At 35.0% G+C, this 18,754-nt stretch carries 15 protein-coding genes and 1 pseudogene; 9 read left to right on the top strand and 7 right to left on the bottom strand.

The features are described from left to right. The first annotated feature begins 41 nt into the window (after positions 1–41). A complete protein-coding gene (locus AK212_RS01365) occupies positions 42–1,217 on the top strand; it encodes an MFS transporter (protein WP_053028747.1) in 1,176 nt (391 codons plus the stop codon). A 242-nt stretch (positions 1,218–1,459) separates the two neighbouring features. On the opposite strand, the pseudogene AK212_RS01360 reads toward AK212_RS01365, so the two are convergent. Both AK212_RS01360 and AK212_RS01355 read right to left on the bottom strand, forming a co-directional pair. After that, a pseudogene (locus tag AK212_RS01360) lies at positions 1,460–2,812 on the bottom strand (carboxylesterase family protein). Between the two features lie 146 nt (positions 2,813–2,958). Continuing rightward, positions 2,959–4,620 (bottom strand): APC family permease, encoded by a 1,662-nt coding sequence (locus AK212_RS01355; RefSeq protein ID WP_053028746.1) that lies wholly within the window; start codon positions 4,618–4,620, stop codon positions 2,959–2,961. Positions 4,621–4,805: 185 nt separating this feature from the next. On the opposite strand from AK212_RS01355, the gene AK212_RS01350 reads away from it, so the two are divergent. After that, on the top strand, positions 4,806–5,405 hold the full coding sequence (locus tag AK212_RS01350) for a YdeI/OmpD-associated family protein (RefSeq protein ID WP_053028745.1): 600 nt from the start codon (positions 4,806–4,808) through the stop codon (positions 5,403–5,405). Between the two features lie 173 nt (positions 5,406–5,578). On the opposite strand, the gene AK212_RS01345 is transcribed toward AK212_RS01350, so the two are convergent. Further along, positions 5,579–6,622: a 2,3-butanediol dehydrogenase gene (locus AK212_RS01345; protein ID WP_053028744.1), complete on the bottom strand. Its 1,044-nt coding sequence runs from the start codon at positions 6,620–6,622 to the stop codon at positions 5,579–5,581. Positions 6,623–7,052: 430 nt separating this feature from the next. On the opposite strand from AK212_RS01345, the gene AK212_RS01340 reads away from it, so the two are divergent. From AK212_RS01340 to AK212_RS01325, 4 genes are read left to right on the top strand one after another with little or no spacing between them, the layout of a single operon-like run. Then, entirely contained in the window at positions 7,053–8,360 is a 1,308-nt protein-coding gene (locus AK212_RS01340; RefSeq protein ID WP_053028743.1) for a betaine/proline/choline family ABC transporter ATP-binding protein, read from the top strand. Then, a complete protein-coding gene (locus AK212_RS01335; protein ID WP_053028742.1) occupies positions 8,360–8,995 on the top strand; it encodes an ABC transporter permease in 636 nt (211 codons plus the stop codon). Before AK212_RS01340 ends, AK212_RS01335 begins: the two co-directional genes overlap by 1 nt. A gap of 24 nt (positions 8,996–9,019) precedes the next feature. Further along, on the top strand, positions 9,020–9,967 hold the full coding sequence (locus tag AK212_RS01330; RefSeq protein WP_053028741.1) for an osmoprotectant ABC transporter substrate-binding protein: 948 nt from the start codon (positions 9,020–9,022) through the stop codon (positions 9,965–9,967). Continuing rightward, complete coding sequence (locus tag AK212_RS01325; RefSeq protein ID WP_053028740.1) at positions 9,967–10,653, top strand: ABC transporter permease; 687 nt, start codon at positions 9,967–9,969, stop codon at positions 10,651–10,653. The genes AK212_RS01330 and AK212_RS01325 overlap by 1 nt, the downstream gene beginning before the upstream one ends. Positions 10,654–10,935: 282 nt before the next feature. Here AK212_RS01325 and lrgB read toward each other — a convergent pair whose 3' ends face one another. From lrgB to AK212_RS01305, 4 genes are all read right to left on the bottom strand, one after another. After that, entirely contained in the window at positions 10,936–11,637 is a 702-nt protein-coding gene (lrgB, locus tag AK212_RS01320; RefSeq protein ID WP_053028739.1) for an antiholin-like protein LrgB, read from the bottom strand. Further along, complete coding sequence (lrgA, locus tag AK212_RS01315; protein ID WP_053028738.1) at positions 11,637–12,092, bottom strand: antiholin-like murein hydrolase modulator LrgA; 456 nt, start codon at positions 12,090–12,092, stop codon at positions 11,637–11,639. Before lrgA ends, lrgB begins: the two co-directional genes overlap by 1 nt. A 275-nt stretch (positions 12,093–12,367) precedes the next feature. Further along, positions 12,368–13,135, bottom strand: a complete 768-nt coding sequence (locus tag AK212_RS01310) for a response regulator transcription factor LytR (RefSeq protein ID WP_053028737.1) — start codon at positions 13,133–13,135, stop codon at positions 12,368–12,370. Next, positions 13,136–14,890, bottom strand: a complete 1,755-nt coding sequence (locus AK212_RS01305; protein WP_053028736.1) for a sensor histidine kinase — start codon at positions 14,888–14,890, stop codon at positions 13,136–13,138. It abuts the gene before it with no gap. 429 nt (positions 14,891–15,319) lie between these two features. Between AK212_RS01305 and AK212_RS01300 the strand changes: the two genes are divergently transcribed. The 3 genes from AK212_RS01300 to AK212_RS01290 all read left to right on the top strand — a co-directional run bounded on the left by AK212_RS01300 (position 15,320) and on the right by AK212_RS01290 (position 18,728). Beyond that, on the top strand, positions 15,320–16,714 hold the full coding sequence (locus AK212_RS01300) for an MFS transporter (protein WP_053028735.1): 1,395 nt from the start codon (positions 15,320–15,322) through the stop codon (positions 16,712–16,714). 331 nt (positions 16,715–17,045) lie between these two features. After that, entirely contained in the window at positions 17,046–17,978 is a 933-nt protein-coding gene (locus AK212_RS01295; protein WP_053028734.1) for a 2-dehydropantoate 2-reductase, read from the top strand. Positions 17,979–18,254: 276 nt separating this feature from the next. Beyond that, on the top strand, positions 18,255–18,728 hold the full coding sequence (locus tag AK212_RS01290; protein WP_053028733.1) for a DUF1440 domain-containing protein: 474 nt from the start codon (positions 18,255–18,257) through the stop codon (positions 18,726–18,728). Positions 18,729–18,754 lie beyond the last annotated feature (26 nt).

Raw genomic sequence — 18,754 nt, 5'->3', positions numbered from 1 at the left:
TTTTTTTATGTAGAAATAATGACATGAAAGGAGAAAGAAATATGTCTGTCATGCGTATAGCGACATTTATCATTAGTGTGTTTATTGTGGGCATGGTTGAAATGATGGTCGCTGGAATTATGAATTTAATGAGCGATGACCTAGGTGTTTCAGAAGCGATTATCGGGCAACTGGTTACACTTTACGCATTAACCTTCGCCATATGTGGACCTATACTGGTTAAATTAACGAATCGATTTCCTGCACGTCCCGTTCTTTTATGGACTTTAGTGGCCTTTGTCGTAGGGAATGGTATTATCGCCATTGCACCTAACTTTACGATTCTAGTCGTTGGACGAATATTATCTTCAGCTGCAGCATCCTTAATTATCGTTAAAGTCTTAGCATTAACGGCTATGCTGACAATACCTAAGAATAGAGGTAAGATGATTGGCGTAGTTTATACTGGATTTAGTGGGGCCAATGTCTTTGGTGTGCCAATTGGTACGATGATTGGTGACTGGGTTGGCTGGCGTTTTACGTTCGTATTTATTATTGTTATCAGTCTTATTGCCGGCTTATTAATGTTGAAATATCTTCCTACAACTACAGAACTTAATCAAGCCAATCGAATGTATAATAACGTTTCTGAAGATAATCAAGTCACATCTCATATTGTTCGACCAATTGAAATCGTTAAGTTTCTTGCGATTACATTACTTATTTTAATTGCCAATTCAGTGACATTTGTATTTATCAATCCACTTATTTTGGAAAATGGTCATACCATGGGCTATGTATCATTAGCGCTACTCGTTAATGGTGTTGCTGGCGTTGTTGGTACATCAATGGGTGGTGTACTCGCTGATAAATTAACAAGTAAACGTTGGTTAATCATTGCGTTTACTGTGTTTATTGTAGTTATGCTTGCAATTAATTTAGTATTGTCAACAACGGTGTTATTACTCGTAGCGCTCTTTATTTGGAATATCGTACAATGGAGTACTAATCCAGCAATACAAAGTGGTATCATCGAACATGTTGAAGGTGACACAAGTCAAGTGATGAGTTGGAATATGTCTTGTCTGAATGCAGGTATTGGTATAGGTGGTATTATCGGTGGCCTTGTTGTATCAAATACGAATGTAGAAGCGGTCACATTTGTTAGTGCCTTTATTGGCTTACTAGGACTTATCATCGTGCTTACATTGAAAAATGTACATTATGCTAAAAACTAAGTGTATCTTATGATTGAATATAGAAGAGGCTGAGACATAAATAATAAGATAATGCTATTTTGTGAATTCACAGTAGCTGACTGAACTGAGAAGACACTTTAAGCAAGCTGGGAGAGGCTCGAACAAAAGTAATATAATGAAGCTATTTTGCAAATTCGCAGTAGCTGACTGAACTAAGAAGGCGCTTAATACAAGCTGGGAGAGGACAGAATTTTAACAAATTCTGTCCTCTCCCTATTTTTTTAATTATTGTATATGTGTGGTTCTGTGTGATCAATTGAATAGGGTGCGTAGGGCATGGTACCTGTTGTGGCATAATGAACGATGTCATTTATCATACGTTTGCTTAATTCAATATCAGAAGTGTGCAATTTGATGTTATGCGCCTTAAGTATAGCCATCTTACCAAACCAAAAGACGACGTCTAAAATATGATAGGCACTTGCGAAATCAACATATTCAGGTCGAGCCCAATCAAATCGTATTAGCCAACGACGCGGATTCTCACGCATTTGGTGTAACAAGTTAAGTGTCGGTCTTATAAAATATAACGCTGTCACAACTTCAGCTTGTTGTTGACCCGTTTGAACATGATTAAAATCAACGTTGATATGATTCAATTTCATCACATTAACAAAACGCTGTGGCTCAAGTTTACGTGATTCATTACGGATATAACAATCACCTTCATCCTTTGTATAGCCTAACACAACAGGTTTATTAAAGTGAGTAAGTGGACGGCACATCGTTGTCTCGTTAATCGGTTGATATATTAATTCTAAGCCTTTGGATTTGCCACGTGCTTGTTCATCATATGCCATTAACTGTAGCAATGCTTGCGTGTCTAAATCGTGTATACTTTTTCCGGAGAAGTGCTGTTGGATTAAGGCATCGAAGTGTTTAGCTTTGTGCACACCTGTTTCTACGGAATCTAGCTGTAATACGCCACTTAATAACATGACTTGGTGGTAATAGTGGTCCAGTTGTGGTTGCTGCATTAAAGCTTGAATACTCATACTGCCTGCGGATTGTCCGCATAATGTGACATTGTTAGGATCGCCATCAAAGTATTCAATAAAGTGTGCAACCCATTTTAATAACGCAATTTGATCAGATAGGCCGTTATTTTTATCATACTGCGCATTAAAATAAGACCAATCTAGAAAGCCTAAGGCACCTAATCGATAGTTAAATGTAATTACAATGACATCATGTTGGGCAACAATATGTTCTGGTGTATATAATTCGGCCGAACCATGACCATTCACAAAGCCACCACCATAAAAATAAATGATAACAGGCTTCTTAGATTTACCAGACGATTGACGCCAAATATTTAAATATAAACAATCTTCATCCTGTTTGAACGTATGTTGTTTAGATGAAAAGAATGTTTCTAACTTATTGTACGGTTGTGGTGGGATGGCTCTAAAGCGCGTTGCATCAACTAACGTATCATAGCTATATCGTGGGCTAGCATGTTTGAAACGGCGATTACCAATCGGCGGCTGTGCCTAAGGTATACCTAGAAATTGTTCTATATTATGATGTGTTACCCCTTGAAAGGAACCAGTTATTGTATTAATCGTTACCACTAAATCATCACCTACACTTACGAATTAATTTAACTATACCATGACGTATGAATGTAAAAATAGATTGGGACAATGAAATTATAATTTGTGCTATATCCTATTAAAAAAACCTAAGTATGCGCACAGGCATACTTAGGATGGTCAGATTAATTATTCTGTTGTTCAGCTTCTTTTCTATCAGCTTCTTGTTGTTCAGCTTCCATTGTATCTTCTTTCATTTGTTTATTGATTTTCTTAGCGCGTTTATAATAAACACTCTTGAAGTGGCTTGTAATACCAATTCTATAAAAGACAAGTGCTAACACGATAATAACTAAGAAATCATAAGGATAATGAATAAAGTTCATACCTTTAAACTCTTTACTACCGATAAATGACATACAAGCCAATAGGATTAAGTATACGATAATCCACATACTACCGCCGATTTGCTTTTTAGTGTTTTTCCAATTCATTTTATATTCATAGAAGAAATAAATTGGTAATCCTAAAATAATGATGAAAATAACTTCGGCAGTTGTTGGCCACATTGCCCAATAAATTGCTAATGACGCAAGTACAAAGGATAATGGTGCCATCACTTTTAACATAGCGCCTCGGAATGGACGATGCAATTTAGGTCCCATTTCACGTAATGACATGACGGTTGTTGGACCTGTTAAGTAAGCGACTAATGTTGCTGTTGAAATAACGGCAGCAAGTACGCCCCAATCACGGAATAATGTAACCATGACCATACTGATGATGGCATTAAATACGATAGCTAGTCGTGGAATATTATACGTTGTGTTAATTTTACCTAAGAATTTAGGAATATGACCATTACGTTCCATCGCGTTTAATACACGACCAGTAATCGCAACGAATGATACGCCAGTTCCGAATGGTGACACAACCGCTTCGATGTATAGCAAGATAGCTAACCAGTTAATGCCTAATAGGATTGCCATATCTGCGAATGGTGAATTGAAGTTAATACCACTCCAACCGTGTTCGCTAATCATTGATTGTGGCATTGATGTAATAAATGTGCTTTGTAGTATGATGTACAAAATGGCACTTAATGTTAAAGAAATGGCAATACCACGTGCAATATTCTTTTCAGGGTTCTTAATTTCTGATCCCATATTAATGATGGTTTGGAATGCATTAAATGAGAAGATAATCCCTGATGTTGTTGTTGCCGCAAAGATAGGTGCACTACCATACGGCATAAATTCGCCTATAGAAGAACCGTAATTGCTTGTGTCGAAACCTGAAAGCATTAACATAATAATTGTTAATAACGGTACACCTAATTTGAAGAACGAAATTAAACTTGTGAATGATGTTAATAATTTAACAGACCAATAGTTTAATAATGAAAAAATAATGATAATGACGTACACAGCGAATAAACCTGTTGTACTAATTGAGCCATTATGCATTAATGCAGAAGTTGGTTTCGCCCAATCCCATGGCCATGAACTGATATATTGAACAGCAGACACAGCTTCAATAGGAATGATTGTAACTAATGATACCCAGTTTGCCCAAGCGGCAATAAAGCCTAGCAATGAACCGTGTGAATATTGAGCATAGTTACTCATACCACCAGATTGAGGGAACATTGTTCCTATTTCGATATAGTTATAAGAAATCGTTCCTATAACGATAAACCCGATAATCCAAGATAATATGGCTGCAGGACCAGCTGCAGAAGAAGCTTCCCATGCACCAAATAACCAGCCTGAACCAATTAAACTTCCTAATCCTAACAAAACAAGTTGGACCAGATTGATTTTACCTTCGTTATTATTTTGTCCCATAAATACTCCTTTATGTTATTTTAATATTCATCAAAAATGATACGTTATAATTATACGCTTATCATTTCATTAGTCAATTTATGATTTTGTAAATTTACAAATGATTGTGTTATAAATAGTTATTGGTTGACTTAAATAATATAATGATTGTATTGTTATCAAACTAACGATATGGGGTGACTAAGGTGTCAAAGAAACAATCCGATAAACAGGTGTTAGCTTTTCTTGAAAAGGAGAGTCAGTGGCAAGAAGCTTATCAATATTTAAGAAATTTAATCTTTAATGAGTCAGAATTAGAAGAAACATATAAATGGATGCATCCGACTTATACAATTAATGATAAAAATGTTATTACGATCCATGGTTTTAAGCATTATGTAGCCTTATTGTTTCATAAAGGTGCAATTTTAGAAGATAAATATAAATCGTTAATTCAGCAAACAGAGCGTGTTCAAGCAGCAAGACAATTACGTTTTGAAACATTAGATGAGATTAAACTGCGTCGAGACGAAATTTTATATTATATTGATGAAGCCATTAAAACAGAAAAAGCGGGCAAGAAAGTTGAAATGAAGAAGACAGAAGACTATGACATGCCTGAAGAATTACAACAAGCATTTAATGATGATCCAAAATTAGAAAAGGCATTTTATCAATTAACGCCTGGCAGACAACACCAGTACATGTATCACATTTCACAAGCGAAACGTAGCCAAACAAGACAAAATAGAGTTGAAAAGTATATCGACCATATTCTTGAAGGTAAAGGCATGTACGATAAATAAAAAGAGAATAAAAAAAGATCGGGACATAATGTGTTTTAAGACGACCGTCAAACGACGTCTTAAAAGTAGGATTATCGGCAGAGCCACTCACGATTCGACAAAATTTGAAAAAATTTTACTCGTCGTTCGGTTCTGCTCAAATCCTAAACACTTTTGTCCCGATTTCTCTTCAATTAGCCATTTAATTTAACTAAAATTTTAGCTTGTGATTTATCATTTACTAATTGTTCGAATCCAGATTGAACAATATGTTCTAATTCGATTTCATCTGTTACGACGCTCTTAACGTCTAAGCTTCCGTTCGCAATTAAATCAATTGTTTGTTGGAATGTAGTAGGTGAGTAAGCAATTGTAGATGTCAATTGAACACCTGAGTTAGTTAATAACATTGGGTCGAAATCAACTGCATGTGCAAAGATAGATACGATAACAACAGTACCTCTTGGACGTGTTACTTGAATTGATTGAGATAATGTTACACCAACACCAGCAACTTCAAATGTTACATCTACACCGTTGTCAGTATGTTCATTAATAAAGTCTACAGGATTTGTGTTACCAGAATTGACTACGTGAGTCGCACCGACTTCTTTCGCTTTAGCTAGGCGTTCTTCAGATAAATCAAATACAAAGATTTTACTTGCTCCAGCTGCTTTAGCCGCAACAATTGTTAATAAACCAATTGGGCCAGCACCAAATACTGCAACTGTATCTCCAAATAATAATTTACCTTCTTTAACTGCTTGAACCGCAACGGCTGTTGGTTCAACTAATGCACCTTCTTTATCTGATACGCTTTCAGGTAATGCATAGACATTCTCTTCTGGTGCATTTGTAAATTCAGCAAAGCCACCGTCAGAACCTAAACCGATAAATGAATAGCCATCATATAAATCAACGCTTTCATCTTTCTCATGTTTAGATACAGTTGGGTTAACAACGACGCGATCGCCTTTTTTATATTTTGTAACGTCTTTACCAACTTCTTCAACAACGCCTGAGAATTCATGTCCTAAAGTAACAGGTGCTTTTTGTCCAAGTAGTGGATCAGGTTTATCTGTAGAGATGAAGACTGGTCCTTCTAAGTATTCATGTAAATCAGTTCCGCAAATGCCGGCCCATGATACTTTTACTTTTACTTCGTTGTCTTTTAATTGCTTAGGTTCACGATCTTCCACGCGAACATCTTTTTGACCATACCATACTGCTGCTTTCATTATTACAACATCCCTTCAATAAATACTTATTACACCTATAGACTAATACTATTGATATTAGAATGCAATTTTGAATCCAGCTTTAAATGATTTATTTGAATAAATATGACAATTTGATGAATTTTATTGTAGGCAACTTTATTTTTAAATATTTTTTATCACAATCATGCTGGAATAAAACTTAAAAAATTGCAATTGTGAACATTTTTAATCATTTTATATAAAAAATGTTTCAAAAAATTATATAGGGTATATAAAAATTAAAGATGGAAAACGCTCGAATGATATTCCAATTGAATTTAATAAAATTTTATGAAGCAAAGGCCGTGTGGCTCTTGTTTAACTTATTACGTATTTGTTTAACAATGGGACTACTGGCCTTTTGTATTTTGAGCTTTTTTATCTTGCAACAATAGGGAGGAGCAATCTAATGACGCTAAGTATTAAGAACTTAACAAAGATTTATGCTGGCAATAAAAAAGCTGTAGATAATATTTCATTAGATATTGAATCAGGTGAATTTATTGCGTTTATTGGGACAAGTGGTAGTGGGAAAACGACTGCTTTACGAATGATCAATAGAATGATTGAAGCTACTGATGGGACAATTGAAATGAATGGCAAGAATGTTCGAAATATGAATCCAGTTGAATTACGCCGTAGCATTGGGTATGTAATTCAACAAATTGGATTGATGCCACATATGACTATACGAGAAAACATCGTGTTAGTACCAAAGTTGCTTAAATGGTCTAAAGAAAAGAAAGATGCTAAAGCGAAAGAGTTAATTAAACTTGTAGATTTACCTGAAGATTATTTAGATCGCTATCCATCTGAGTTATCAGGTGGTCAACAACAACGTATTGGTGTTGTGCGTGCATTAGCCGCTGAACAAGATATTATTTTAATGGACGAGCCTTTTGGTGCATTAGATCCGATTACGAGAGATACGTTACAAGATTTAGTTAAAGACCTTCAGAAAAAGTTAGGCAAAACATTTATCTTCGTTACACATGATATGGACGAAGCAATTAAACTTGCAGACCGAATTTGTATTATGTCTAAGGGGAAAGTTGTGCAGTATGATACACCAGATAATATTCTAAGAAATCCAGCGAATGATTTCGTAAAAGAATTTATTGGTCAAAATAGATTAATTCAAGATCGTCCAAATATGAGAACTGTTGAAGATGCAATGATTAAACCAGTCACTGTTAACGCAAATGACACATTGAATGATGCGGTCAATATTATGAGACAGAGACGTGTAGATACGATTTTTGTTGTAAATAACCATCAACATTTACTCGGATTTTTAGATATTGAAGATATTAATCAAGGCTTACGCCAACGTAAAGAATTAATCGATACGATGCAGCGTGATGTTTATAAAGTACATATTGATTCTAAATTACAAGACTCTGTACGTACGATACTTAAACGAAATGTAAGAAACGTACCGGTTGTAGATAATGATAATGCACTCATTGGTCTGATTACACGTGCAAATCTCGTTGACATTGTTTATGACTCTATTTGGGGTGAACAAGATGATGAGATGATTTTATCTGATACACATATGAATGCCGTTCAACGTGAAAATGAGTTAGGTCATATCAATAAAAAAGAACAAGCTCAAGAAAGACCTCATGACGCGACGTCTAAACAGCAAGATGTCACAGTCAGATTAGACACACATGATGTGAAGGATTCTGACCAATCAGGAGTTGATCGCTAATGCGCCAATTTTTCCAAGAATATGGAAGCCAACTCGTATCAAAAACGATTGAACACTTCTACATATCTATCATCGCCCTGTTAATTGCGATTGTAGTTGCGGTACCACTAGGCATTCTATTATCTAAGACTAAGCGTACTGCAAATGTAGTGTTAACGATTGCGGGTGTGCTTCAAACGATACCGACGTTAGCCGTATTAGCCATTATGATTCCAATCTTTGGTGTAGGTAAGACGCCAGCGATTGTCGCATTATTCATTTATGTATTATTACCCATTTTAAATAACACTGTTCTAGGTGTACAAAATATTGATAAGAATATCATACAAGCTGGAACAAGTATGGGTATGACGAAGATACAGTTAATGAAAGATGTTGAATTACCTTTAGCCTTACCACTTATCATTAGTGGGATACGTTTATCTAGTGTTTACGTTATTAGTTGGGCAACATTAGCAAGTTATGTTGGTGCAGGTGGACTAGGTGATTTAGTCTTTAACGGCTTGAATTTATATCAACCGCCAATGATTATAAGTGCTGCTATTCTAGTAACATGTCTCGCATTACTTGTAGATTTCATACTTTCTTTAATTGAAAAGTGGGCCGTGCCTAAAGGGTTAAAAGTATCTAGATAAATACAAAGGGAGGATTTTAAAATTATGAAAAAGCTTAAATTGACTTTCATACTTCTTGCAATGTCTCTCATCGTATTATCTGGATGTAGCTTACCAGGATTAGGCGATGGTGACGGGAAAGATAGTGTGAAAATTACTGCCACAGAAACAAGTGAAACGAAAATTATGGCAAACATTGAAAAGTTAATGATAGAACATTATACAAACGGCAAAATTAAACCTACAATTGTTGGTAATTTAGGATCAAGTATTATTCAACATAATGCGTTACAACGCGGAGATGTGAATATGTCTTCAGTTCGATATACAGGGACTGAATTAACAAGTGTACTGGATGCACCACCAACCAAAGATACGAAAAAAGCAATGTCAGAGTCACAAAGATTATTTAAAGAAAAATACAATCAAAAATATTATGACTCATTTGGATTTGAAAATACGTATGCATTTATGGTGACCAAAGACGTTGCTGAGAAATACAATTTAGAAAAAGTATCTGACTTAGAAAAATATAAAGATGACTTACGTCTAGGTATGGATACACAATGGATGAACCGTGCAGGTGATGGCTACCCAGCTTTCCAAAAAGAATATGGATTCAAATTTGCGAGTGCGCGTCCAATGCAAATTGGTTTAGTGTACGATGCATTAAAAAATAAAAAATTAGACGTGGCAGTTGGTTATTCAACAGATGGACGTATTGCGGCGTATGATTTAAAAATTTTAAAAGACGATCGTAAATTCTTCCCACCTTATGATGGAAGTCCATTGGCAACTGAAAAATTAATTAAAGATCATCCTGAAATTGATGAAGCATTGAAAAAATTACAGGGACAAATTAGTACGAAAGAAATGCAAAAACTAAATTATGAAGCGGATGGCAAAGGGAAAGAACCAGCCGTTATTGCAGAAGAATATGTGAAAAAACATAACTATTTTGAAGATGATAGTAAGAAAGGTGGTCAAAAATAATGAAAGGTAACTTGTTAAGCTCGCTTTATGAATACTATACCTTGAACTTTGGCTATCTCATGGAACTCTTTTTCAAGCATTTATTAATGTCTATTTATGGTGTTTTATTTGCTTGTATTATTGGTATTCCGATAGGGATTTTAATTTCAAGATATACGAAATTGTCATGGCCTATCATTACTATTGCGAATATTATTCAAACCGTACCAGCAATTGCAATGTTAGCAATACTCATGTTGGCGCTTGGATTAGGACCTAACACTGTAGTGTTTGCAGTATTCTTATATGCGTTACTTCCGATTATTAAGAATACGTACACAGGTATCACTGAAGTGGACTACAATATTAAAGATGCAGGTAAAGGCATGGGTATGACTAAAAATCAGGTTATGCGCATGATTGAGTTGCCATTGTCCTTATCCGTTATTATCGGCGGTATTCGTATTGCGCTAGTTGTAGCGATAGGTATTGTGGCCATTGGCTCATTTATTGGGGCATCAACATTAGGAGATATCATCATACGTGGTACGAACTCTACTGACGGTACTGTATATATCCTTGCAGGCGCCATTCCAATAGCATTCATCGCGATTATTATCGATTTAGGATTACGTTTCTTAGAAAAGAAACTTGATCCAACGAATAAAAATAAAAAACGCGAGAATCAAGTACAAAGTATCAATTAATGATGCTAACCACATACAGTAATACTTTGATTTCAATCATTAGAAGTATTGACGTAAGTGTGTGAACACGAAATGAACGATTTGGCCATAGCAGTTTGGAATAAACAGAAAAGGGAGTGGAACAGAAATAAAATTTTTCAAAATTTATTTCGTTGTACCACCCCGGCAAGGTTGACTAGAATTAAAAAAGCTTGTTAAAAGTGCATTTTTAATTCAGTCAACTACTGCCAATATATAAAGAAAGCCTGAGACATCGATTTTTGTCCCAGGCTTTCTTTATATCTAGAATAAGATTGACGCTAATGGTGGAACGATGACAACGATAATGACACCAACGATAACTACGGCAATACTGCCCATAGATTCTTCAGTTTCACCAAGTTCTTTAGCTGCAGCTACACCCAATGTGTGACCACTTGTACCAAGTGCTAAGCCACGTGCGATTGGATTTGATATTTTAAACCACTTAACAATTTTAGTACCTAATGCAGAAATGACAACGGCATTAAGGATGACTGCTAATGATGTTAGCTCTTTGACACCACCAATACCTTCAGATACTGGAAGGGCAATGGCTGTTGTAGCAGCCTGAGGTAACATTGAAGCACTGATTTGATCTCCTAAACGGAATACAGTAGCTACTAAGTATATTAAAATTAATGCGATTAACGTACCAATTGCGATCCCACCAAAAATTTGTAACCAATATTTTTTGAGGACATCACGTTTTTTATATAAAGGGATAGCAAAACTAATGGTTGCTGGTTCTAAGAAGAAGTTAATAATATCCCCACCAATTTTATAATGTTCATAGCTAATGCCTGTTACTTTTAAGAATACAATTCCCGCAACCATAGCTACGAATAGCGGTGCTAATAAGAAGAAACCATTCGTTTTTTTATAAAAATATTGTGCAATAACAAATGGTATTAATGAAACTAAGATACCAAAATAAGGTGTTGTTATACCTAAATGCTCTACCATTAGTTACCCTCCCCAAGTTTAGTTTGTTCGTTTTGTTCTTTAGATGGGAATAATGTTTTTGTTACGAATAATTGTGAAACAAATCCGATACATATTAGTAATAATAATGTTGAAATAATGATTAATAATAATATTAAAATTGGATGTTGGCTTAGTATTGGTAAAGAATTGATAACAGAAATTCCAGCCGGCACGAATAGGAAGCTAATGCTATTCGTTAATGCTGTACCCACATCTTCAACTTGGCCTAGTTTAACAATACCAGTGCATAATAGGATGAATAGTAAAACAAGTCCTATAACTGATGCTGGCATTGGAAATGGTATGAAACTTTCAATGATTTTCGAAATAAATAATACGATAGCAATGGTTAATGCTTGCTGAAAGAAATTATACGTTTTCGTCAACTTATGATTACTTTTGCGTGCATTACTTTGTGATTGTTCATTTGCCATATTTTAACGCTCCCTTTCTCTTTCCCTTACAAAAAGGATATTATGAAAACGTTTACTTTTGTGTCTTTTGGCAGTGACTTGCAAAAATTCGTATGTGAGTTGCATCATATTCAACTTGAAAATCAAAAGAATGCATCAACGATAAATGTATGTGATTCAAACAATAAAAAAGTATTTAACCATGGATGAAGTAAGACCTAGAACGTCATCTTGACTTCATCAGATTAAATACTAATGCTATGAATATGTTTAATAATGAATATTTTAAATTTATATTAGGCAAGTCCAATTTCATGTTTAAAGGTCTTCATAAATGAACGACTGACTTGAAATTTATCGCCTGATGACATAGTGACTTGATAAGTATAATTGAACCAATGCTCAACGCTATCAATATGCATTTTATTAATGATAGTGGCACGATGAATTTTAATAAATAGATGACTTGGTAATTTCTTTTCATAGTAATTTAGTGGTTCAGTTGTTTGATATGTGCGCTGTGTTGTATTAATGGTTGTGATACCATTGTTGACAGAAACGGCTGTGATGTCATCGATTCGAATCACGTAGATGCGTTCGTTCATTTCGATGGGTAATACCGTCTGATCACCATGATGACTGTCATCCGTTTGCAACGATGGCGTTGGAGATTCAATCGTTGTTTGACTAAATCCTTGCTTATTGGACGTCGCCTGCTTAACTTTATTTACTGCTTGTTCGATACGCTTGAGTTCAAACGGTTTAAGGATATAATCTATTGCATCGAGTTCAAAGGCTTTAACTGCGAATGTGTCATGTGCTGTTGCGAAAATAATGTGTGGGGGTTGTTTCATTTTTTTGATTTTTTGTGCTAAATCAATACCACTTTCATCCATAAGATTAATATCTAAAAAGACTAAATCATAGGTTTCAGATAAAAGTTTTTCTAATGTTTCTTCAATATTTTCTGCCTCATCAATAGCGTTAAATCCTGAGATTTCATTGAGTAAATAATGAAGCTCATTGCGAGCTAATGGTTCATCATCAACAATTAACGTCTTCACTTAAATATCCTCCTTTATAACATGTGTTGGTATATGGCAACTTACCGTCGTTCCTAGTTCGGTTGAATCAAACTGTAATCCTGATGTTGTACCGTACAATCCAATTAAACGTCTGTTTAAATTTTCTAAGGCACTCCCTGTTCCTGTCTCTGAGTCAACACTCATTTGTCCGATTAATGGTAACTTATGATCCTCAATTCCATTTCCATTATCACGAACCATTAATGTTAATACGTCGTCATCATAGTGTGCATGCACATCAATGATGTTATCTTTTCGACGATGTTTAAAGGCATGCTTAATCGCATTTTCAACCAAGATTTGAATAATGAAAGGTGGGATGAGCACATGATGACAAGCGGCATCAATGTGATATTTAATCGTAAAGCGATCAGGGAATCGAGCTTGTTCTAATGCTAAATAGGCCTCTACTTGTTGTAACTCTTTATCTAATGTAATGGTGTTATTACGAGCGCCTTGTAGATTGGATCTAAAGAATTGACTCAATTGTAATAATAACTTTCTAGCCTTTTCACTATCAATACGTACGAGTGCTGAAATCGTATTAATCGCATTAAAGAAGAAATGGGGATTAACTTGTGCTTGTAGCGACTTGATTTCAGCATCTTTTAATAGCTTACTCTGCATTTCCGCTTGTCCCAATTCTAATTGACTTGAAAAGATGTCAGCTAAACCACGTGCCAGTTGTTTCGTTGATGTCGTGTTGTCATATTCATTAGTGAAATAAAATTTTAATGTTCCAACGACTTCTTGGTTGGTCATTAAAGGGATAACGATCGCAGATTCTAAAGCACAATTCGGATTATGGCATCCGATTTCTTCTTTGGAATGGGCTTCTTTTAATTGCCCCGTTTGAATCACTTCCTTAGATAAATCGGTAATAATGGCCTTTTTAGCAACGTGATGGTCACTGGCGACACCAACATGTGTTAAAATATCCTTTCTATTTGTGATGGCGACTGCCGATACATTCATTAACTTTAAAATAATTTCAGCAACTGGACGTGCAGACTGTGCCGTTAAACCGGATCTGAAATAAGGTAAAGTTTTATTGGCTATTTCAAAGACATCATGGGTTTGAATCGCACGTGTTTGCTCTTCTTGTTTCAATGTTGAAAGGATAATGGATAAGAAGATAGCTGTCCCAATACTGTTAATCAAAATCATAGGTAATGCAATAAATTGAACAAGCGACCATGCAGCAGTTGTATCATTGGCAAAAATCAGAATACATGCCATTTGAATGGCTTCGTTTAATGCGCCAATTAATGCACCCATTAAGACAGTTGGATAAGTATAACGACGCATCGTACGGTAACCATAAAATCCCGATATGAGTGCGATAATTATAGATGAAATAAGGTAGGTATACGCATTTGCACCACCGATATAAAGGCGAAATAGCCCTGATACAATACCGACAATAATTGCTACGAAAGGACCACCAATTAAACCTGACATCCCAATTGTTAATACACGCGTATTTGCCATAGAAGCATCGTCGTTAAGGTGGTAATAAATATTACTAGATACAATATGTCCATTTTCAATTTCAATGCCAGTGAAATTTGAAGTGATAGCAAATAGGACGAATAATATAGTCAATTGCCATTGAGAACGTAATTTGTCGCGTTCGCCCATCATCGTTTTAAAGTGATTAATATTCATTAATATATAAGCAATAATAATAATTAACCCTACACGTTCAAGCAATAATATAAATAAATTAAACATTGTAAGCACCTATTCATTGTAGTTTCAGTTAAAATACTTGTTCTTTCTTTAATTATAATATGGATAATTTTAACTTAATAGTTTAAAATTAAAAGTTATAATTTATAGGTATCTAATAATTGGCTTATTGCGCTTTTGAGTATGTTGTGAAAAATAATTATTGAAAAAATTAGAGTATTTTATTAAGTCATTTCTTCTTAATTATGATAAGGTTTTCAATATAAACTAATTTCTTAAGTGAGTGTTGTATCTTTCATAAGCGAACGTCAGATGATGTAAGGTAGGATACGCATGTTAATAAATTATAGAAATAGGGAACTTATTAAATAGTGCTACATAAAATATATGACACTCAAAGAAATGATTTACGATGAGGTAAATCTACTTGAGTAGATTAGTTTTAGGGTAATTTAGGAGGAATTTTTCGAGATGGAGTCTTCAAAACAATTTAGGGGAGATAATAAATTACTAATTGGTATTATCATTGGTGTACTTACGTTCTGGTTATTTGCACAATCATTAGTTAACGTTGTACCAACGTTGCAATCATCATTTAATACAGACATGGGTACGATTAATATTGCCATTAGTTTAACAGCATTATTCTCTGGATTATTTATCGTAGGTGCAGGGGATATTGCAGACAAATTAGGTCGAGTGAAAATGACATACATTGGCTTAGCATTAAATGTTATTGGATCATTGTGTTTAATCATTGCACCTGTCGCATGGTTACTATTAGTAGGTCGTGCGTTACAAGGTTTATCTGGTGCTTTAATTATGCCGTCAACACTTGCGATTATTAATGAATATTACATAGGAAAAGAAAGACAACGCGCTGTAAGTTACTGGTCTATAGGTTCTTGGGGCGGTAGTGGTATTTGTTCATTATTTGGTGGTTTTATGGCCTCAACCATTGGTTGGCAGTGGATTTTTATTGTTTCAATTGCACTTTCAATTTTAGCCTTTTTCTTAATTAAACATACACCCGAGACTAAAGTTGAACCTAGTGAAAACGAAACTAAAGCTAAATTTGACGTGACTGGTTTAATATTATTAGTTATCACACTATTAAGTGTTAACGTAATGGTTACGCAAGCTGCAGATCGTGGATTGTTCTCACCAATGATTTTATCACTTGGCGTTGTATTTATCGTTGCAGGTATTCTATTTATCATAAGAGAATTGAAAACGGAAAATCCACTTGTTGATTTTCATATTTTCAAAAATAAAGGCTATAGTGGTGCGACATTATCAAACTTCATGTTAAATGGTGTTGCTGGTGGTACACTTATTGTTGTTAATACGTATTATCAAAGTCAATTAGGCTTTAGTTCATTACAAGCAGGATTAATCTCAATCACGTACCTTGTAGCCGTGCTTATCATGATTCGTGTCGGTGAGAAATTATTACAAAAACTAGGTGCTAAAAAGCCATTATTAGTAGGTAGTGGTTTCTCATTCTTAGGACTATTATTATTATCATTAACATTCTTACCAGATATTGCTTATATTATTTCAAGTATTATAGGTTACTTATTATTTGGTATTGGTTTAGGTACTTATGCGACACCTTCTACAGATACTGCAGTTGCGGAAGCACCTGACGACAAAGTAGGGGTGGCATCGGGATTATATAAAATGGCATCATCTTTAGGTAACGCGTTTGGTGTTGCGATGTCTAGTACTATCTTTGGATTTGGCGCATCATTCATGAATTTACAATTAGGTGGCGCCGCTGGTGTGTTATTTAATGCCGGTATTGCCTTAACTGCATTTATAGTTATCTTGATATTAGTACCGAAGAAACTTAGTACAAATTAATCGTGACAGTTCGTTTTATCAATATATTAAAGCGTTTATACTTCATTAAGATGAGTCTGGGACATAAATAATATAATAATGCTATTTAGCAAATTCACAGTAGCTGACTGAACTGAGAAGACGCTTAAATCAAGCTTTTCTCAGTTCTAGTCATCCTTGCGGGGGTGGGACGACGAATTTAAAAGAATTCTGTCCCACTCCCATCATTTTATAAATAAAATGTGATTTACGGTTAATTATCTAAAAATTATGAATATTGTGTTTATGATATTGACGCTTAATCACTAAAGTAGTATTTTAAAAACATCATTAGAAAAAGGAGTCATGACTTATGAAAATAGCAATTGCAGGTTCTGGTGCATTAGGAAGCGGATTTGGTGCGATGTTATATCGCCAAGGGTATGATGTAACATTAATCGATGGATGGGAGCCACAAGCGACAGCAGTCAAACAAGATGGGTTACATATAGATATTAATGGTGAAGCACATCATCTTAAAATGACGATGTATCCACATAATGCTATTCCACAGGATGCACAATTTGATGTTATCTTTTTATTCACTAAAGCGATGCAGTTGCAAGATATGTTGACGCACATTAAAGCACACATTCATGACAAGACGATTATGGTTTGTACGATGAATGGTTTGAAGCACGAACGTTTAATTAAGCAATATGTGAATGAAGCGCGTATCGTACGTGGTGTTACGACATGGACTGCCGGACTAGAATCTCCAGGACATACACATTTAATGGGTGCAGGGCCAGTTGAAATCGGTGCACTCGTACCTGAAGGTCAAGCTAATGTTGACGTGGTATATGACCTCTTATCACAATCAGGTCTTAACCCACATAAAAGTGAGCATTTACAACAATCTATTTGGAAGAAGATTTGTGTCAATGGAACTGCGAATGCGCTTTGTACAATTTTAGAGTGTCGCTTATCTAATTTAAATGAGAGTGATTATGCGAAACAACTTATTTATAAAATAACGCAAGAAATTGTACAAGTGGCAACGGTAGATGGTGTGCATTTAAACGGTGATGAAGTTTACCATTATCTTATCGATTTAAATGAGAAAGTAGGTCCTCATTATCCATCTATGTATCAAGACTTGATTAATAATAATCGTCTAACAGAAATTGATTATATTAATGGCGCGGTAGCTCAACTAGGTAAAGAACATCATATTGATGCCCCAGTTAACCAATTTGTAGCCAATATGGTCCATGCGAAAGAGCAACAACGACATGCCGAATAATGTGCTGTTATATACGTTTGATAATGGATAGATCAACAATTAAGGCGACGTTATGAGGTTATTTTAATATGGATATATTTTGAAGCGAGACTACGAGCGTAGGACGACAAATTGAAAGCATTTTATCCTAAGCTCCACCTCGCTTTTTTAAATCGAATCATTATATCTTTGTCATAAAAAGTGATACGCTTAACCCTTATTGAAACATGAATGATTATAAAATAGTCGTAAACGGGTAGAAGAAGATTAAGTGAATGTGAAGGAGCTGTTATTAGAATGAATCGTTCAACGCAACGTATTATCGTTACAACGATTGTAGGTGGATTACTCAGTGGTGCAGTTAAGATTGGTTGGGAAGCGCTTGTCCCACCTAGAACACCAGAACGTGAGCAAGAAACGCCACCAATGACATTATTGAATCAGCTAGGATTACCAGACTCAATAAAGAACGCAACATATCATTATAACGGCAACGATATTCCAGTAACAGTTATGGGGATTCATTATGGCTTCTCTGTAGCAAACGCGTTTGCATATGGCTTATTAGCTGAACGATTCCCAACTATTACAGCTTTAAAAGGTTCGTTATTTGGCATTGCGATTCATATTGCATTTCATGAATATCTTTTGCCTAAATTGTCATTGACGCCACAGGTTAAAGATTTACCATATGAGGAACGACTTTCAGAGCTGTTTGGTCATATCGTATGGATGAATACAATCGATATGATTAGAGATTCAAGTAAGTAGTAACATTAAGTTATTCATTTTTTAAA

The sequence above is a fragment of the Staphylococcus borealis genome (assembly GCF_001224225.1).
GTDB lineage: Bacteria > Bacillota > Bacilli > Staphylococcales > Staphylococcaceae > Staphylococcus > Staphylococcus borealis.
Note: the sequence above shows the minus strand (reverse complement) of the source record. Positions and strands in the feature narration are given on the sequence as shown.